The organism is Nocardia sp. NPDC004168 (assembly GCF_040610355.1).
Classification (GTDB): Bacteria; Actinomycetota; Actinomycetes; order Mycobacteriales; family Mycobacteriaceae; genus Nocardia; species Nocardia sichangensis.
This window is the reverse complement of sequence record NZ_JBEXME010000008.1, coordinates 133,578-149,173: the sequence shown is the minus strand read 5'-3', so window position 1 is coordinate 149,173 and position 15,596 is coordinate 133,578. Positions and strand designations below refer to the sequence as shown.

At 66.4% G+C, this 15,596-nt stretch carries 13 protein-coding genes; 7 read left to right on the top strand and 6 right to left on the bottom strand.

Going from position 1 to position 15,596, the window contains the following annotated elements; genetic code table 11:
* Positions 1-47 precede the first annotated feature (47 nt).
* From ABZW96_RS17775 to ABZW96_RS17765, 3 genes are all read left to right on the top strand, one after another.
* Positions 48-1,280: an MFS transporter gene (locus ABZW96_RS17775; protein WP_355075823.1), complete on the top strand. Its 1,233-nt coding sequence runs from the start codon at positions 48-50 to the stop codon at positions 1,278-1,280.
* Between the two features lie 77 nt (positions 1,281-1,357).
* Entirely contained in the window at positions 1,358-2,440 is a 1,083-nt protein-coding gene (locus ABZW96_RS17770; protein ID WP_355075821.1) for an alcohol dehydrogenase catalytic domain-containing protein, read from the top strand.
* A gap of 591 nt (positions 2,441-3,031) precedes the next feature.
* Complete coding sequence (locus tag ABZW96_RS17765; protein WP_355075819.1) at positions 3,032-4,279, top strand: FAD-dependent monooxygenase; 1,248 nt, start codon at positions 3,032-3,034, stop codon at positions 4,277-4,279.
* On the opposite strand, the gene ABZW96_RS17760 is transcribed toward ABZW96_RS17765, so the two are convergent.
* Complete coding sequence (locus ABZW96_RS17760; RefSeq protein WP_355075818.1) at positions 4,238-5,092, bottom strand: helix-turn-helix transcriptional regulator; 855 nt, start codon at positions 5,090-5,092, stop codon at positions 4,238-4,240. The genes ABZW96_RS17765 and ABZW96_RS17760 overlap by 42 nt on opposite strands.
* Positions 5,093-5,233: 141 nt before the next feature.
* Between ABZW96_RS17760 and ABZW96_RS17755 the strand changes: the two genes are divergently transcribed.
* From ABZW96_RS17755 to ABZW96_RS17745, 3 genes are all read left to right on the top strand, one after another.
* Positions 5,234-6,283, top strand: a complete 1,050-nt coding sequence (locus tag ABZW96_RS17755; RefSeq protein ID WP_355075816.1) for an aldo/keto reductase — start codon at positions 5,234-5,236, stop codon at positions 6,281-6,283.
* A gap of 25 nt (positions 6,284-6,308) precedes the next feature.
* Positions 6,309-6,605: a putative quinol monooxygenase gene (locus tag ABZW96_RS17750; protein WP_355075815.1), complete on the top strand. Its 297-nt coding sequence runs from the start codon at positions 6,309-6,311 to the stop codon at positions 6,603-6,605.
* Positions 6,606-6,872: 267 nt separating this feature from the next.
* A complete protein-coding gene (locus ABZW96_RS17745) occupies positions 6,873-7,889 on the top strand; it encodes an LLM class flavin-dependent oxidoreductase (RefSeq protein WP_355075813.1) in 1,017 nt (338 codons plus the stop codon).
* An 88-nt stretch (positions 7,890-7,977) separates the two neighbouring features.
* Here the strand turns inward: ABZW96_RS17745 and ABZW96_RS17740 are convergent, their stop codons facing one another.
* Positions 7,978-9,258, bottom strand: a complete 1,281-nt coding sequence (locus ABZW96_RS17740; RefSeq protein ID WP_355075983.1) for a GNAT family N-acetyltransferase — start codon at positions 9,256-9,258, stop codon at positions 7,978-7,980.
* A gap of 296 nt (positions 9,259-9,554) precedes the next feature.
* On the opposite strand from ABZW96_RS17740, the gene ABZW96_RS17735 reads away from it, so the two are divergent.
* A complete protein-coding gene (locus ABZW96_RS17735) occupies positions 9,555-10,184 on the top strand; it encodes a glyoxalase (protein ID WP_355075811.1) in 630 nt (209 codons plus the stop codon).
* A gap of 219 nt (positions 10,185-10,403) precedes the next feature.
* Here ABZW96_RS17735 and ABZW96_RS17730 read toward each other — a convergent pair whose 3' ends face one another.
* From ABZW96_RS17730 to ABZW96_RS17715, 4 genes are all read right to left on the bottom strand, one after another.
* Positions 10,404-11,549: an alpha/beta fold hydrolase gene (locus tag ABZW96_RS17730; protein ID WP_355075809.1), complete on the bottom strand. Its 1,146-nt coding sequence runs from the start codon at positions 11,547-11,549 to the stop codon at positions 10,404-10,406.
* 384 nt (positions 11,550-11,933) lie between these two features.
* Positions 11,934-13,304 (bottom strand): AarF/ABC1/UbiB kinase family protein, encoded by a 1,371-nt coding sequence (locus tag ABZW96_RS17725; protein ID WP_355075808.1) that lies wholly within the window; start codon positions 13,302-13,304, stop codon positions 11,934-11,936.
* Positions 13,305-13,401: 97 nt separating this feature from the next.
* Entirely contained in the window at positions 13,402-14,643 is a 1,242-nt protein-coding gene (locus tag ABZW96_RS17720; protein ID WP_355075806.1) for a helix-turn-helix domain-containing protein, read from the bottom strand.
* 285 nt (positions 14,644-14,928) lie between these two features.
* The gene (locus tag ABZW96_RS17715) at positions 14,929-15,561 is read right to left on the bottom strand and encodes a helix-turn-helix domain-containing protein (RefSeq protein WP_355075804.1); all 633 of its coding nucleotides are present in this window, start codon (positions 15,559-15,561) and stop codon (positions 14,929-14,931) included.
* Positions 15,562-15,596: the final 35 nt, after the last annotated feature.

The window sequence follows — 15,596 nt, the reverse complement described above, 5'->3', positions numbered from 1 at the left end:
CCTGCCGCGCAGTCATGTCCGCGGCAGGCCACTTTGGAGGTGTCGCGATGCGACGTAGTCGTTGGATCGTGCTCGGCGGGTGTTTTCTCGCCTACCTGTTCGACGCGCTCGAGATAGTGCTGCTGTCCATGGCCCTGCCAACCATCCGCAAGGACATGGGGCTATCGGTCACCCAGGGCGGACTGCTGGCCACCGCCACCTTGATAGGCATCGGCGTCAGCAGCGTCCTGGGCGGTTACGTCGCCGACAACTTCGGACGTAAGAAGGCACTGATCGCGTCGCTGGTCACCTTCGGTGTCTTCACCGCCGTGATCGCCGTCGCCCCGAACTTCGAGACCGTCCTGCTGCTGCGGTTCCTCGCCGGCATCGGCCTGGGCGCGGTGTGGAGCGTGGTCTCGGCCTACGTCGTGGAGACCTGGCCCGAACACAGCAGAGGCCGCGCCGCCGCCTTCGTCATCAGCGCCTTCCCCGCCGGTGGCGCGATGGCCGCCACCATCTCCGGCTGGTTCCTGCCGGACTGGCGACTGATGTTCCTCGTGGCGGGCGCCGCGGTCGCACTCCCCGTCGTCGTGGTCCTGATCTTCTTCACCGAATCCGCGGGTTGGGCGGTGCACAAGGCCGCCGACGCCGGCGAGGTCGTCTCCGTGCGCGATGTCCTCGGCCCCGGCCTGCGCCGCACGACCCTGCTCGGCACCCTGATGGCGGCCCTCGCGCTGTTCGGCTACTGGGGCGCGACGACCTGGCTGCCCACCTACCTCACGACCGAACGCGACCTGCCCTCGAGTTCGGTCGCGGTCTTCGTGACGATCCTGAACCTGGGAATGTTCGCCGGTTACAACGGATTCGGGTTCCTCGCAGACCACATCGGCCGCCACCGGACCATCATCCTGACCCTGGCCGGGGTCTCGCTGACACTGCCGATCTACGCGGTGACCACCCACCAAACCAGTCTGCTGTGGCTGGGACCGCTGTTCGGCGCGTTCACCGCCTTCTTCGGCCTGTTCGGCTCCTACCTCGGTGAACTGTTCCCCACGCGAGCCCGCGCCACCGGAGCCGGATTCTGCTTCAACGTCGGCCGCGGCATTTCCGCGCTCGCGCCGTTCGCCTTGGCCGGACTGGCCGCCGACATCGGTTTCAGCGGCGGACTCATCCTGTGTGCCTGCTTCTTCGGACTCGCCGCCGTCGTCGCCCTGCTGCTGCCCCGTTCCGGCGCCACCGACGACACCGTCGTCATCCGACCGATGACCGACCCTCGCGACGACGCACCCGTCACCGTATGAAACACCGTCGGGCCGCTCGTCATACGACCGGCCCGACGGCGCTGTCCGGCAACACGCCCCGACCTAGAGGACCTTCTGTGCCATCGACGATGCAAGCCGCCGTCTACCACGGCGCCCGCGATATCCGTCTGCGACACGTCGCCATCCCCACCCCGGGTGCGACCGAAGCGCTGGTGCGTGTGCTGCGCTCGGGCATCTGCGGAACCGACGCCGCCGAGTGGACAGCCGGGCCGAAGATCTTTCCCGTCCACCACCGTCACCCCCACAGCCGCCACCTCGGCCCGATCATCCCCGGGCACGAATTCGTCGGCGAGATCGTGGAAGTCGACACCGGAACAGACCTCGCCTCCGGCACACTCGTGGCCAGCGGAGCCGGGATCTGGTGCGGCACCTGCCGACGCTGCCACGAAGGCCGCACCAACCGGTGCGCGCGATACCAGACCCTCGGGCTCGACCTCGACGGTGGCATGGCCGAATACGTCGCCGTTCCGGTGCGAACATTGCGCCGACTGCCGCCCGGCCTCCCCCTCGACCACGCCGCACTCGCGCAGCCCTTGGCCGTCGGCATCCACGCCGCCCGCCGAGCCGGGGTACGCGACGGCGACCATGTCGTGGTCATCGGCGCCGGAGCGATCGGCTCGTTCGTCCTGGCCGGCCTGAAACATCTCGGCGACTACGACATCACCGTCATCGACTTCCCCGGCGCCCGCCTCGAACGCGCCAGACGGCTCGGCGCCGCCCGTACCCTGCCGCCCTCCTCAGCGCTGAGCGCCGACGTCCGCGACGCGCTCGGCGGCCGCAAGCCCGATGTGGTGATCGAAGCCAGTGGCGCGCCGGGCCAACTGGCCGCCGCCCTCGACATGGTCGCCGACGGCGGTCGAGTCCAAGCCGTCGGCATCCCGAAACAACATCCCACACTCGACCTGCACTCGATGATCTTCCGCGAGATCACCCTCGACACGACCTTGGCCCACATCTGCGACACCGACCTTCCGGCGGCATTGGACATCCTCACCGCCACCCCGGAACTGGGCAACGAATTCGCCCGACCCCCGATAGCGCTCGCCGAGCTGGGCGACGCACTGGACCAGCTGGCCGCCGGCCGGATCGAAGGCAAGATCCTCATCGATCCCGGCCACCGAATACACCGGACTTACTGACGATTCCATCCCCTCCACAGGGCACGCGGGCATCCTCGGATCAGGAAACGGTAGGGAATGCGGCGAGCATTATAAATTGGGCAACACGGAAACTTCTACAATTCCGCGAAAACGCGTACAATTCGGGCAGGTCGGGACTGTCCCTGGAGCCCTATCATGTTCGACAGAAAGAATTCACATACAAAGTTCGCCCGGTTAGCGGCCGCCGCCGGTATAGCCGCAGTTGCCGCAGTTCCGGTCGTCGCAGCCGCGGCGCAAGCGCCTACCGCCCGCGCAACGACGCCCACGTCTGCGACCCAGCTCGTCGACAGCCCTGGTTGGGGTCACGGCGGCGGCTGGGGTTGGGGCGGCGGCGGCTGGGGCCGCGGCGGCTGGGGGTGGGGCGGTGGCGGCTGGGGCCGCGGCGGTTGGGGTTGGGGCGGTGGCTGGGGTAACGGTGGCTGGGGGTGGTGGAACCCCGGCTGGGGTGGCTGGGGCAGCTTCTAGCGCCGGTGACCGAGCCCGGACACGTACAGCGTGCCGGGCTCGGTCGCATCGAGCAGGGCTCATCTGAAGCCGAGTTCGACCGACCGGGCTGGAGCTGGTGACGAAATGAAGATCGTGTGCGTCGGTGGCGGGCCGGCCGGACTGTACTTCGCGATTTCGATGAAGCGGCGCGACCCGGCTCATGACATCACGGTGATCGACCGCGATCCCGCTGGGTCCACCTATGGCTGGGGCGTCGTGTATTGGGACGACCTGCTCGACATTCTGTATCGGAATGACCCCGACAGCGCCCAGGCGGTGCGGGCCGGGTCAGTCCTATGGCGTGAGCAAGAAATTCATGTGCGTGACGACCGAGCCGCGTATTTCGGGGGCTACGGGTTCAGCATGGGGCGCGCGGCATTGCTCGACGTACTTTCCCGGCGGGCGAGCGACCTGGGCGTCGATGTCCGGCATGGGCGAGAGGTGCACGATCTGTCCGGCTTCGGCGACACCGATCTCATCGTCGCCTCCGACGGCGCGAACAGCCGGGTACGGCGGCTGGTTGACGATCGTTTCGGCACGTCCGTCACACTCGGCGAGAATCGATATGTCTGGCTCGGTACGGACAAGGTCTTCACCCGATTCACCTTCGCCTTCGAACACACCTCGGCCGGATGGATCTGGTTCCATGCCTACCCGTCGATTGCCGGGAAAGTCAGCACCTGCATCGTCGAGTGCCAACCGCAGACTTGGCGTGGACTGGGATTCGATTCACAGGACAATCTGGAGAACTTGCGCGTTTTGGAGAACATATTCGCGCGCACTCTCGACGATCACTCCTTGCTCAGCACCACACGAGGCGAAGCGGCGAGGTGGAGCCGCTTTCTCGAGGTGACCAACAAGATCTGGTATCACGACAACGTGGTGCTGCTCGGCGACGCAGCGCACACGACGCACTTCACCATCGGTTCCGGCACCCGGTTGGCAATTGTCGACGCCGTCGTGCTCGCACAGAACCTGTACGAGCATGCCGAGCTCACCGACGCGCTGGAGAACTACGATGCGCAGCGCCGCGCTGCGCTACGCCCGATCCAGGCGGCCGCCCGCACCAGCATGATCTGGTTCGAACACGCTGACCGGTATCTCGACCGCAGCCCCGTGCAACTCGCCTATGCGATGGCGGCTCGGCACGGGCCACAAATGCCGTGGCGATATCAGCAACACCTGCTCACACAGATACCCACTGTGCGCAAGATCCGGCGTGCCATCGACTCCGGACGGCGGTGGTGGCGCGCTGCTCGACGAGGGGAACTCGCGATGGCAAGAGTGGTCTCAACTCACCGGCCGCGTTTCCTCAGCCCAGCTCGCCAGTAACCGCAAGGCGGTTTGCGAGGCCGACCCGTCTTCGACGGTGTGCGCGATCAGCGCTTGGTCCGGATCGTCCGGGAAGCGCAGGGTTTCGAAGCCGAGGTCCAGTTCGCCGACCACCGGGTGCCGGTAGACGTACCGGCCGTGGGTCTTGTCCTTGATGTGGTGCTCTGCCCACGCTTTCCGGAATTCCGCGCTGCTCGCGGCAAGCTCGTCGAGCAACGCCGCCGTTTCCGGGTCGTCCGGGTGCCGCCCGGCGTCGAGTCGGAGGTAGGCGGCCACGTCGCGGGTCTTCTCCGGCCAGTCGGCGTAGAGGCTGCGCATGCCTTCGTCCAGGAAGACGAGGCGGGCCAGGTTCCGCTGTGCGGGTGGCAGTGCGCCGAAGTCCGTGATCAGCGCGGCGGCGAGTCGGTTCCAGGCCAGGACATCGGTGTTGCGGCCGACGATGTACGCGGGCACGTCGGCGGCCGAGTCCAGCAGCCGCCGCAACCCCGGCCGGACCCGCTGCGGCGCATCCGCGCGGTCGCCTTCCGACCAAGGTCGTGCGAGCCGGTAGAGGTGTTGCCGCTCGACATCGTTCAGGCGCAGCGCCCGGGCGACCGCATCCAGTACCGCTTCGGAAAAGTGCAGGGTGCGCCCCTGTTCCAGCCGCACGTAGTGGTCGACGCTCACCCCGGCGAGCTGCGCGAGTTCCTCCCGGCGCAGCCCGGGAACGCGGCGGCGACCGCCGTAGTCCGGCAGGCCGAGTTCCTCGGGCCGCAAGCGGGCCCGCCGGGAGCGCAGGAATTCGCCTAGTTCCGCCCGTCTGTCCAATGGCATGCGGCCAGTATCCCCGCGCCTGCCGGACGCGAGCCTGGTCATGCGGTGCCCAGGCTCCAGCTGGCACTGGGTAGCCCGGGACGCGGCCGCCAAGGTTGGAGGCACCGAAAACGAACGCCGACAAGAAAAGAGCACTGCGCAATGACCACCCTGACCGCCGTCCCCCTCGGCACCACCGGTATGGACATCACCCGGCTCGGCTTCGGTTCGTGGGCCGTTTCAGGATCGGGCTGGACCTTCAGCTGGGGCGCCACGGACGACGCCGAATCGGTCGCCGCGATCCGCCACGCGCTCGACGCGGGCGTCAACTGGATCGATACCGCCGCCGTGTACGGCCTGGGCCATTCGGAGGAACTGGTCGGCAAGGCCATCTCCGGCCTGCCGCAGGCCGACCGCCCGTACATCTTCACCAAGGTCGGCCTGGTCTGGGACCCGGAGAACCCATCGGCCGCGCCTCGGCGGATCATGAAACCCGCGAGCGTGCGCCGCGAGGTCGAAGACTCCCTGCGGCGGCTGGGGGTCGACCACATCGACCTGTACCAGGTGCATTATCCCGACACCGGCGAATCGCTGGAGTACGCCGGCGGCGGCTTCGGGGCGGTGTCGCCCAACGCCACCCCCTTGGAGGAGTACTGGCAGGTCATGGCCGACCTGAAGGCCGAGGGCAAGGTTCGGGCGATCGGATTGTCCAACCACACGCCCGACCTGCTCGAGGCCGCCGAGCGGATCGCTCACGTCGACGTCATCCAGCCGCCGTTCTCGGCGATCAACCGGTCGTCCGCCGCCGAGATCGCTTGGGCACACGCCCACGAAACCGGCGTGATCGTCTACTCACCGTTGCAGTCCGGCCTACTGACCGGGGCCTTTTCCGCCGAGCGTGTGGCCGGTCTGCCCGCAGAGGACTGGCGGACCGCCCACCACGACTTCACCACCGGCCTGACCGCCAACCTCCAGTTGGCGGACGCGCTGCGCCCCATCGCCGCACGACACGGCGTGACCGTCGCCGAGGTGGCCATCGCCTGGGTGCTTGCCTGGCCCGGTATCACCGGAGCCATCGTCGGTGCGCGCAAGTCCGACCAGGTCGACGGCTGGATCGGCGCGGACTCGGTGGCGTTGACGCCGTCGGACCTGGCCGAGATCGCCGGGGCGATCACCGCCTCCGGCGCGGGCGCCGGTCCCACTCAGCCGTGAGAACCTCTACCGCACAGGAGATCACATGTCGCTCACCGTCATCGCCGAGTGCCTGGCCGCGCCAGGACAGGAGGATCGGCTTCGCACCGCGCTGGAAGCGATGATCGAGCCTTCGCTGGAGGAGCCAGGCTGCCTGGCCTACCGGCCCTACCTCGACCCGAACCACGTCGGCCGGATGGTGATCGTCGAGGAGTGGACCAGCGCTCAGTCTCTCGCCGACCACTTCACGACAGCGCACTTCCGACATGTGGAGCAGGTGCTCGAACTCGTGCTCGCCGAGCCGATGACCCTCCGCACACTCGTCGCCGCCCCTATCGGGTGAACTGTCGAGAGCCCGCGACGGAACCCCGACCGCGATTCCATACGCGAGTTCGGGGTTCCTGACCGGGAGGAACTACCGCGAGCGCTGGCCTCTCCGAGAACCCGCATTCGTGGGAGCGGACGCTGCGGCCCGGTGCGACTGCACGAGGCAGTGCGACGATATCCACAGCGTCAGCGCGGATACCGTCGCGGCATCGAGCACGACGGATGCTCAACGGCCGGCGGGAGCTGAGCAAGCGCGGGATATCGCTGCGGAAAGGTGCTCTGAATGGTCGAACACCGTCGTGAGGTTCGTATCTCGGTTCTGGACACGGCTCCTGTCACGCAGGGATCGAACGCGAGGATGGCGCTGCGCAATAGCGTTGAGCTGGCACAGCTCGTCGACGATCTCGGCTACTACCGGTACTGGGTGCCCGAGCACCACGGGATGGCGGGTGTGGCCTGCGCGGCACCGGCAGTCGTTGTCGAACGCGTGGCCTCGGTGACGCGGCGGATTCGGGTCGGCGCCGGCGGGGTGATGTTGCCGAATCACGCTCCGATCGTGGTCGCCGAACAGTTCGGCACCTTGGAAGCTTTCCACCCGGGGCGAATCGATCTCGGACTCGGACGAGCCCTCGGCGGACCTCGCGAGATCACCGACCTCGTACGCAGCGAGCACGACCGCACGGCCGAATCGTTCGAAGATCAGGTTCGAGCGCTGCTCGCGCTGTTCGAGGTGGATAGAGCCGGTGGCCGCGTGGCGGCTGTGCCTGCCGTGGGCAATAGGCCTGAAATCTGGATGCTCGGCAGCGGCGACCATACCGCCCGAATCGCTGGGAGCCTCGCGCTCCCGTTCGCCGCCGCCCACCATCTGAAACCCTCGAGCACGATTGATGCGGTCCGAAGCTACTTGCAAACGTTTCAGCCGTCATCGCTGTGCCCGGCTCCGCGCATCGTCATCAGTGTGGCGGTTATCGTCGCCGACAGCGACGAGCAAGCCCAGTGGCTGGCCGGATCGCTGAGAATGAAGGTCGCCCGGCGACGGCAGGGCCGACCGATACAACTGCCCAGCCCGCAAACCGCTGAAGCACACGGGTATATGGATATTCGGAACACCGATGACAAGCTGACCGGTGTGTTCGTCGGGTGCGCCGCCACGGTGCTACCGCAGTTGCAAGCGCTGGTCGATGCCACCGGTGCCGACGAGTTGTTGATCAAGACCGACCTGTACGACCCGAGCGACCGCCGCAGATCTTATGAACTGTTGATGGAGTCGCACTCCCTTCGGCGGGCCTCGGAGAGGTGATCGGCGAAGGCGTCCACCACAGGCTGCGGCCCACTCCTCGGTATCGAGTCCTGAATCTCCGCAAGCACGCCTCAAATGTGGCCGAATCTCATAGTCGGGTGTAGTTGGCCTGGTCCTGCTCGAACGCTGTCAGGATTTCCGGTGTCAGCGTCAGGCGAGTGTTGGCGACGGCGGCCAGATAGTCCTCGACGTCGGCGGGTTCGCTCGTTTCCTCGCGGACCGCGCGTTCGAACGCCGACTGCGCACCGGCGCGCGCGGCGAACTCGATGTCCGCGGGAGTGAAGTGGACTGTCGCGCGGACCAGGCGTGCGAGATCGATGGTCTCGGCTGCCGGACCCAGGTAGCGCCGCCAGATCGCCTTGCGGGCAGGCTCGTCGGGCGGGCCGACCGGTATCACGTAGTCGAAGCGGCCCGGCCGCAGGAATGCCGAATCCAGAGACCGGACCGAGTTGGTCGCGCAGATCAGCAACCGGCTGTAGTCCTCCCGGAAAACCGGGATCAGCTTCAGCAACTCGTTCGTCACCCCGTGCGCCGGGCTGGTCGCCGTCCCCTCGCGCGCACCGGCGATCTCCTCGACCTCATCGATGAACAACAGCAGTTCATCGAGGTCGCTCAAATCCGCGAACACCTCACGCAGCGAGGCCGCGAGACCACCGCTGGCCGTCGCGGCCAGCCGAGACGGGAACAACTCCACGAACGGCCAACCCAGCCGTGAAGCGACCGCTTTCGCGAAACTGGTCTTCCCGGTACCCGGCGGTCCGAACAAGATCACGCTCTTGGGTGGCCTGACCCGATAACGTTCCGCGACATCCGGGCGCGCCAACGGCAACACGATCCGCCGCTCGATGACCTCTTTCTCTCGGTCCATGCCCGCCATCGACTCCCACAACCCCGGTGGCAACAGCCGACCGCCCAGCTCGCTCAGCAGACTGGACTGCGCGGGCGCCAACGGTTCGACCAGCTCGTAGAAGACCAAACCCGTCCTGCGCAGATAGCCGGAATTCTCGAACGCGACCGACCCGGTGGCGCCCTCGGGAACGAGCGTGCAGATCCGCCGCACCCCATCCGCCCGCAGCCGCCTCTCCAGTTCGGTCAGCAACGCACTGCCGATACCGCGCCGCCGCCACTGCGCACCGAGCGCCACCAGCAACACCCACGCCCGCTCACCTTGGACCTGCGCGACGGCCATACCCACCATCTCTTCGCCGACCTCGGCCACCACCGCCGGCTGCCCCGCCCGCGCGGACGCAAGCACCTCCGCCAACGCGAACACCGGCTCACCCGCGGTGTCCATACGGCTCTGCTCCCAGATCTGGATCGCCTGATCCAGATCAGCGTCACGAAACTCGCGAATCCGCCATACCGGCATACGCACCTCGAACCGCCATCGAAGGGTGGGCGAACCGAACCGCTCCTTCAGTAAACACCCATGGCGTACGTGAGCAAGCCGATCCCTGCGCCCCGCCGCAGCTGGCGACCAGGCGCGCCTTGCGCCCCCCGACGGCCGCCTCGGGTCCGACGAGGGATTCAGCGGCTGATCACCGCGGCCGCCAGGTAGCTGTGGCACATCCGCCGGACGGTCTCGGGCGGGATCTCGGGCCGCCGGAACCGACCGGTCAGGAATCGAGAAGCGGCGCTCGCCGCGCGCCGCCTAGCGTTGGTGCCATGAACCTCACCACTGATCAGGCCGCAATCGATTCCGTCGTGCTCGAGGTGCCCGATCCGGGCGCTGCCGAGGCTTTCTACGCCGCCGCGTTCGGACTCGGCGGCAAGTTGCGCTTCCGCGCCTCCGACGCTCCGACCAGCGGTTTCCGCGGCTATGTGCTGTCGCTGGTGGTGTCTCAGCCGAGCACCGTCGACAGCCTCGTCGGTACCGCTGTCGACGCAGGTGCGACGACGCTCAAGCCCGTCAAGGAGAGCTTCTGGGGCTACGGCGGTGTCGTCCAGGCGCCGGACGGCGCGCTCTGGAAGGTGGCGACGTCATCGAAGAAGGACACCGGCCCGGCCACCCGGGAAGTCGATGATTTCGTCGTGCTCCTCGGGGTCGACGACGTCAAGGCGACCAAGCAGTTCTACATCGACCACGGCCTGGCTGTGGCGAAGAGCTTCGGCAGCAAGTACGTGGAGTTCGCCACCCCGGCCGCGTCGGTCAAACTGGCGCTCTACGGGCGCCGTGCCGCTGCCAAGGACGCCGGCATCGCACCGGAAGGCACCGGATCGCACCGGATCGCCATCCGCGGCAATATCGGCCCTTTCGTGGACCCGGACGGGTTCGCCTGGGAGGCGGCGGTCTGAGCCGGTCGGTCGGCCGGTGCTCGCCGGACATGCTCACTGACCGCATGGGTGTGCCCATCGAGCGAGGATCCAGGTCGCTCGATGGGCACTCGCCGCGGTGTGGATCATCGATCGGGGCAACGCGTCGATGACCGAGACTTCGCGGCGAATGTGCGCCGGAACGCGGCGTCGGAGTCCACTAGAACCGCCGCCTACGGCGCACGCTCGAGAATTCGGTGATTACAGCGAGCCTCCCCCGCCCAGCAGCCACGGGTTGAACGTGCACTCCAGATTCGGATGACCCACCGGGTCCAATGCCCGCAACGCGATCGACAACGCTCGCGGCGAATACATCATCGTCAGATGATCCGACACATCCTGCTCACACCCGTCCTGCAACGTGATGTTCTGCACCGACACCCCCGGCGCCGCCTTCAGGAACGTCAGGTCATACGGATTGGTGATCTCGTCATACCGGGTACCGACCACGGTGTAGTCCACCCCCGCGATCGTGTCACCGTGTTCGTTCAGCTTGTTGACGAAGTCGGAACCGATCGTCTGCTGAATTCCCGCATGCCCCACGAAAATCTCGATGAAACCCAGCACGTCGATTCCGAAGTTGTTGATCGCCCGCCCCAGCGCGCCGATCCCGTCGAGACTCGTCCCATGATGCGTCGCACCGAAAGTGACCAAGTTCTTCACCTTCGCCGCGCCGCCTTCGAACTTCGTGTACCAGTTCGACATCGACCCACCCTGGGAATGCGCCACGAGATCCACCTCCGAGGCCCCCGTCGCCGCCAGCACGCGATCCACGAAGACCGCCAACTGCTTGGCCGAATCCTGGATGTAACCGGTGCCCATCACCCCCGGCAACACCGACCCCAGACCGCCGCCCTCCAACAGATTCGACCGTCCATAGTTGAACGTGAACGTGCAGAACCCCGCATCCTTGATCGGCTGCCCCATGAACGCGAATCCGTTGTAGGCGTTCATCCACGTCCCGTGCACCAACACCACCGGACGCGGATGCTCCGCCGTCGGCTTGCAGTTCCAGTCGTTCGCTCCCGGCGGCGCTACATCCGGATGAGTCAATCCGTACCCGAACGCCGCCAACCACGACGTCATCGGCGGACCGAATCCCACGGTGTCACTGGCATAGCCACCCGACGACCCGGAACTACTTCCCGAACCCCCGTAGCAGTCACCGGATCCATTCCCGGAACCCGCACCACTCCCCGACGTACACGCCGACCCCGACCCCGCGCTCCCCGAATCCGCAACCGGCGCTGCCTTACGGCCCGCCGCGATGTAATCGGCCAACTGCTGCTCCGTCGGACCCGTCTCCGGGGCCGCGTGCACGGTCAGCACGCTCAACCCCATCGTCATGGTCGCGGTTACGGTGAATACGGCGGTGCGCAATATTCGCCGACTGACGCTTGATCTCATCGAATGCCTTTCCGTATTTCGGCATGGTTGTCCTTGCCGGCAGGCGCGCCTCGCAATGTCGAACGGCAGCAACGATAGGACGGAATTCGGCGAAAGATGCTGGTCAGCAACGGATTCTGGGCGGCTCACTGCGAAGTTGCGGCTACCTATATGAGCGGCCACAGAACGAGAGAAACCGAGATCCACCACATGGCATGGGCCGCCGACGAGGTACCGCCGTCACGCAGTCCCATTTCCGGACCGAAATCCGAAACGCAAGGCGTCGGAGTCGGTCACCGGATTCAGCGCATCAGTGGATTGCGGGGTCCGGAAACTCGAACGGCGTCACAAACCGGCCCGCCATTTCGCGATGGCCTGCCCGATCTCGGTGACGGGGTCCTCGTGATAGAGCCACTCACGCGCGAGCCGATGCCAATTGTTGGTGGCCCGCAACTGACCGAGCACGGCGAAGGTGAACAGATCCGCGCGTCGCGAGAACACGTGCTCGGGCGGAAGCAACTGCTGCCGCATGCCTTTGAACTGGGCGGCACGAGGGTCGACAGCCAGAATCACCGCACCGGTCGCGACCTCGGGGGTGATCGTTATTCGCTCGTCGAGCAAATGCCATCCCGTCGCGGCCCATACGTATTCCAAGCATTCCTCCGCAGTGACCCCCACATCCGGGTCGATGATGCCGCGCCCGACCCAGGCCTCGTAGAGGTCTCGGGCGCGGTGCTCCCCGGCCGCACGCAGACATGCGCGTTCGAAGTCGACATGCAGGGGGTCCATCCGGTCGTAGAGTCCGAAATCGACGAACGCGAGCCTGCCGTCGGCCGCCAATAGAATATTTCCCGGATGCGGATCACCGCAGAATTCGTTGTCGCAGAACAGCGAACTGATATAGAAGCGGTAGATCAACTCACCGAGCCGGTCACGCTCGGTGTCGGGCAGCGTCCGGATCTGCTGAAAAGTGCCGCCTTCGACGAACTCGGTTACGAGAACTCTTCGCGCGCAGTACTCTTCGATACTGTCGGGCACCGTGATGAAAGGATGCCCCCGATAACGCATCGCGACCCGATGCTGGGTCCTGGCTTCCCGCGGATAGTCGAGTTCGTTACCGATATTGCGCGAGATCTCGTCCAGCACGGCATTGTCGGCGGCGCTGGGCAACATGGACTTCCACAGCTTGCTGAGCATCTCGAGATTGCGCATGTCCGCGTGGACGGCTCGATCGACGCCGGGATATTGCACCTTGACCGCGACGGTGCGCCCGTCGTGCAGTCGTGCCCGATAGACCTGGCCGATCGATGCCGCGGCGATCGGTGTCTCGTCGAAGTCGGCGAATACGCGCGCAGGCGGCCCGAGATCGTCCTCGATGACTTTCAGCATCTCCGCGAACGGCACGGCCGGCGCCTGATCGCGGAGTTCGGCCAGCTTGGTCCGAAAGAGCTCGCGATGCGATTCCGGAACGAGGTCGACATCGAGGACCGACAGCATCTGGCCCAGCTTCATCGCCGCGCCTTTCATGCTGCCGAGCACCGTGACAACCTGCTGCGCGGTCGCGAGTGTGGAACGTTCGGCGAGTACGCGCCGGGCCTCTTCGGTCCGGCCGATCATCGACAACCGGGCTCCGACCCCACGCACGGCTTGGCCTGTGGCCAGTCTGCCCAACCGACCGCTCCTGACCAGACGTCCTCCGGGCACTCGATCGGCCACGGCACGCACCTCCATGAGCATCCGCGCGTGCGTCGCGCGTCCGGATATTCTTCGCACCTCCATCGCGGATTGTCGAGGGGGCGAGGCGGCCTGCGGACTACCGCGAGTCGGCCATTCGCCTGGCATCGGCGGGGAGCCGCCGGGTGCCGTCGTCGGTCCAGACGATCAGCGCTGAACGCAGGTACCACAGTCCCCTGGCGTCGGCGGGATCGAGTCCGGTGAGCTGCGCGATTCGGCGCAGCCGGTAATCGACGGTGTTCGGATGCACATGGAGTTGCCGCGCTGTGCGCTGGCGGTTGAGGTCGTTGTCGATGTGGATCCGCAGCGTCTCCAACAGGTCCGGATGTTCCATCAGCGGCGCGACCCGGGTGCCGAGCACATCGCGGCCGATGCCGGGCCGGGTGAGCTGATATTGCAGCGCCAGTTCGGTGAATCTGTACAACCCGGGTTCGCGTCCGAGTTGCTCTACGGTGTCGAGCAACTCATGGGCTTGGGCAGCGGCGACGGAGACCTGCCGGGGACCGGCGGTCACGACGGTGGCGGTGACCGGCACCCGCGCCGCCGCGGACAGCTTGTCGACCACGCTGTCGAGATCGAGGGCGTTGAGCTGGGTGGTGGGAATGAGGATCGTTCCTCCGTCGACCGACAGCAGCGACAGCGCCCGGCCGTCGAACAGGTCGGCGAGGCCGGACTGCAGGCGGCGCAGCTTACGCCGGGCGACGACTCGGCTGTCGAGCTGGGGCAGGCTTTCGTCGGGATGCGCGGGCACCGCGACCGCGAGCACGAAATACTCGTCGGCGACCGGTATTCCGCATTCGCGAGCCATCATCGAGGACGCGTGCCCGCCGAGCAGCGCCGAAGTCAAGGTGTGCGTCGCGGCGTGGTCCTCGGCCGCCACGGCTTTGCACTCTCGCACATACGCTTTACTGACCGTCGCGGTGATCAGGTTCAAGAGTTCGAGCGTGACGGCGGCGCCCGCGATGAGGTCGGCGCGGCCGTCTTCGTCGGCGAACAGCATGCCCAATCCGAATTTGAACCCGGCGTGGATCGCATGGAGGATGCCGTCGATCGGGATCCCCTTCCTGGCCCATCCCGCCGCCGCTGTCTGCAGAATGTCGGTTCGTCCGGTCGATTCCTGCCCGTTCAATCGCTGGACGGCCCACTCCAGGCACATCCGAACCACGGCAGCGGCTTCCGCCTCGGCCGTGCCCCCGGGCAACGCGGCGGAATCGATGAGGTGCGCGACGACCTTCGCGGCGGCCCGATGGGTTTTCGGTGTATGCGGCGTGACGCGCCGCGCGTTGTTCGATTCGACGTGGGCGATGCTCTCGATCGTCACTGGTGACCTCCTTGTCGCCGTGGAACCGAGGGAGCGTCGGGTTCGCGCTCGATCGGCGACCGTGACTACCTCGCGGTGTCCGCGGCACTATCTGCCGTTCGGTCCGTGGAAAAACGGTAAACCGCAGGCCGACTCAGCTGCTACTCCGCTTCCGGCGACTGGGGAAGTAACGGAAAAATAAGCTCTGACCAGCAAATATCATGAAGGAAAGCCCGATTTGGGAAGCTCATGCGCACCACATACATGGTCAGGTGCTCACTTTTTTGCGCAGAGCGCCACAGCTGCTCAAACGGCGGCGCGCGCCGCCGCCTCGGCTTCGGCCCAGGCGCCGATCATCCGCGCTGTCATGTCGATCGCCTCCGCGCGCGCGGGGTCGTCGACCTCCAGGGCGGACGCGCGCAAAACAGCCGCGAAACCGGTATTGATCACGACGAAGGTCATCACGTCGTACTCGTGATCGTCGCCCGGACCGAGCACTTGGATCAGCATCACTTTCACCAGCAGGCGCAGCCGCGGTTCGAACTCGGGAATGCCACTGCTGTAGAACTGCACGCCTGCGACGAGCGCGCGCACCAACTTCGCATTGGCCACCAGCTCTTCGGTGATCACGCCCAGGATGTCGGCGGCGACCTGATGCATCGTTTTTCCCGACAAGTCGAAGACACGCTGGGTGAAACGCCGCTCCACCGTTTCGAGCAACCGCTCGAGGAGTTCTTCGACCAGGACACCGCGATCGGCGAAGTACCGGTAGACCGTGCCGATGCTCACGCCCGCTTCCGCCGCGATCTTGTTCGTGGAGGTATTGGCGATACCGCGCTCGCCGAACAGCCGCGCCGCTGTGTCCAGGATGTGCTCCCTGGTCGCTTTGGCCCGCGCCTGCGCGGGGCGACGACGTTGACCGACAGCCTTCGGCGGCATGACTTCCTCCCGCCCGTCCACGGAAAATGAGCGTC

Coding starts and splice junctions, on each gene's coding strand:
- ABZW96_RS17775 (WP_355075823.1), top strand. CDS start 48: ATGCGACGTAGTCGTTGGATCGTGCTCGGCGGGTGTTTTCTCGCCTAC.
- ABZW96_RS17765 (WP_355075819.1), top strand. CDS start 3,032: ATGAAGATCGTGTGCGTCGGTGGCGGGCCGGCCGGACTGTACTTCGCG.
- ABZW96_RS17760 (WP_355075818.1), bottom strand. CDS start 5,092: ATGCCATTGGACAGACGGGCGGAACTAGGCGAATTCCTGCGCTCCCGG.
- ABZW96_RS17755 (WP_355075816.1), top strand. CDS start 5,234: ATGACCACCCTGACCGCCGTCCCCCTCGGCACCACCGGTATGGACATC.
- ABZW96_RS17750 (WP_355075815.1), top strand. CDS start 6,309: ATGTCGCTCACCGTCATCGCCGAGTGCCTGGCCGCGCCAGGACAGGAG.
- ABZW96_RS17745 (WP_355075813.1), top strand. CDS start 6,873: ATGGTCGAACACCGTCGTGAGGTTCGTATCTCGGTTCTGGACACGGCT.
- ABZW96_RS17740 (WP_355075983.1), bottom strand. CDS start 9,258: ATGCCGGTATGGCGGATTCGCGAGTTTCGTGACGCTGATCTGGATCAG.
- ABZW96_RS17735 (WP_355075811.1), top strand. CDS start 9,555: ATGAACCTCACCACTGATCAGGCCGCAATCGATTCCGTCGTGCTCGAG.
- ABZW96_RS17730 (WP_355075809.1), bottom strand. CDS start 11,549: ATGACGATGGGGTTGAGCGTGCTGACCGTGCACGCGGCCCCGGAGACG.
- ABZW96_RS17715 (WP_355075804.1), bottom strand. CDS start 15,561: ATGCCGCCGAAGGCTGTCGGTCAACGTCGTCGCCCCGCGCAGGCGCGG.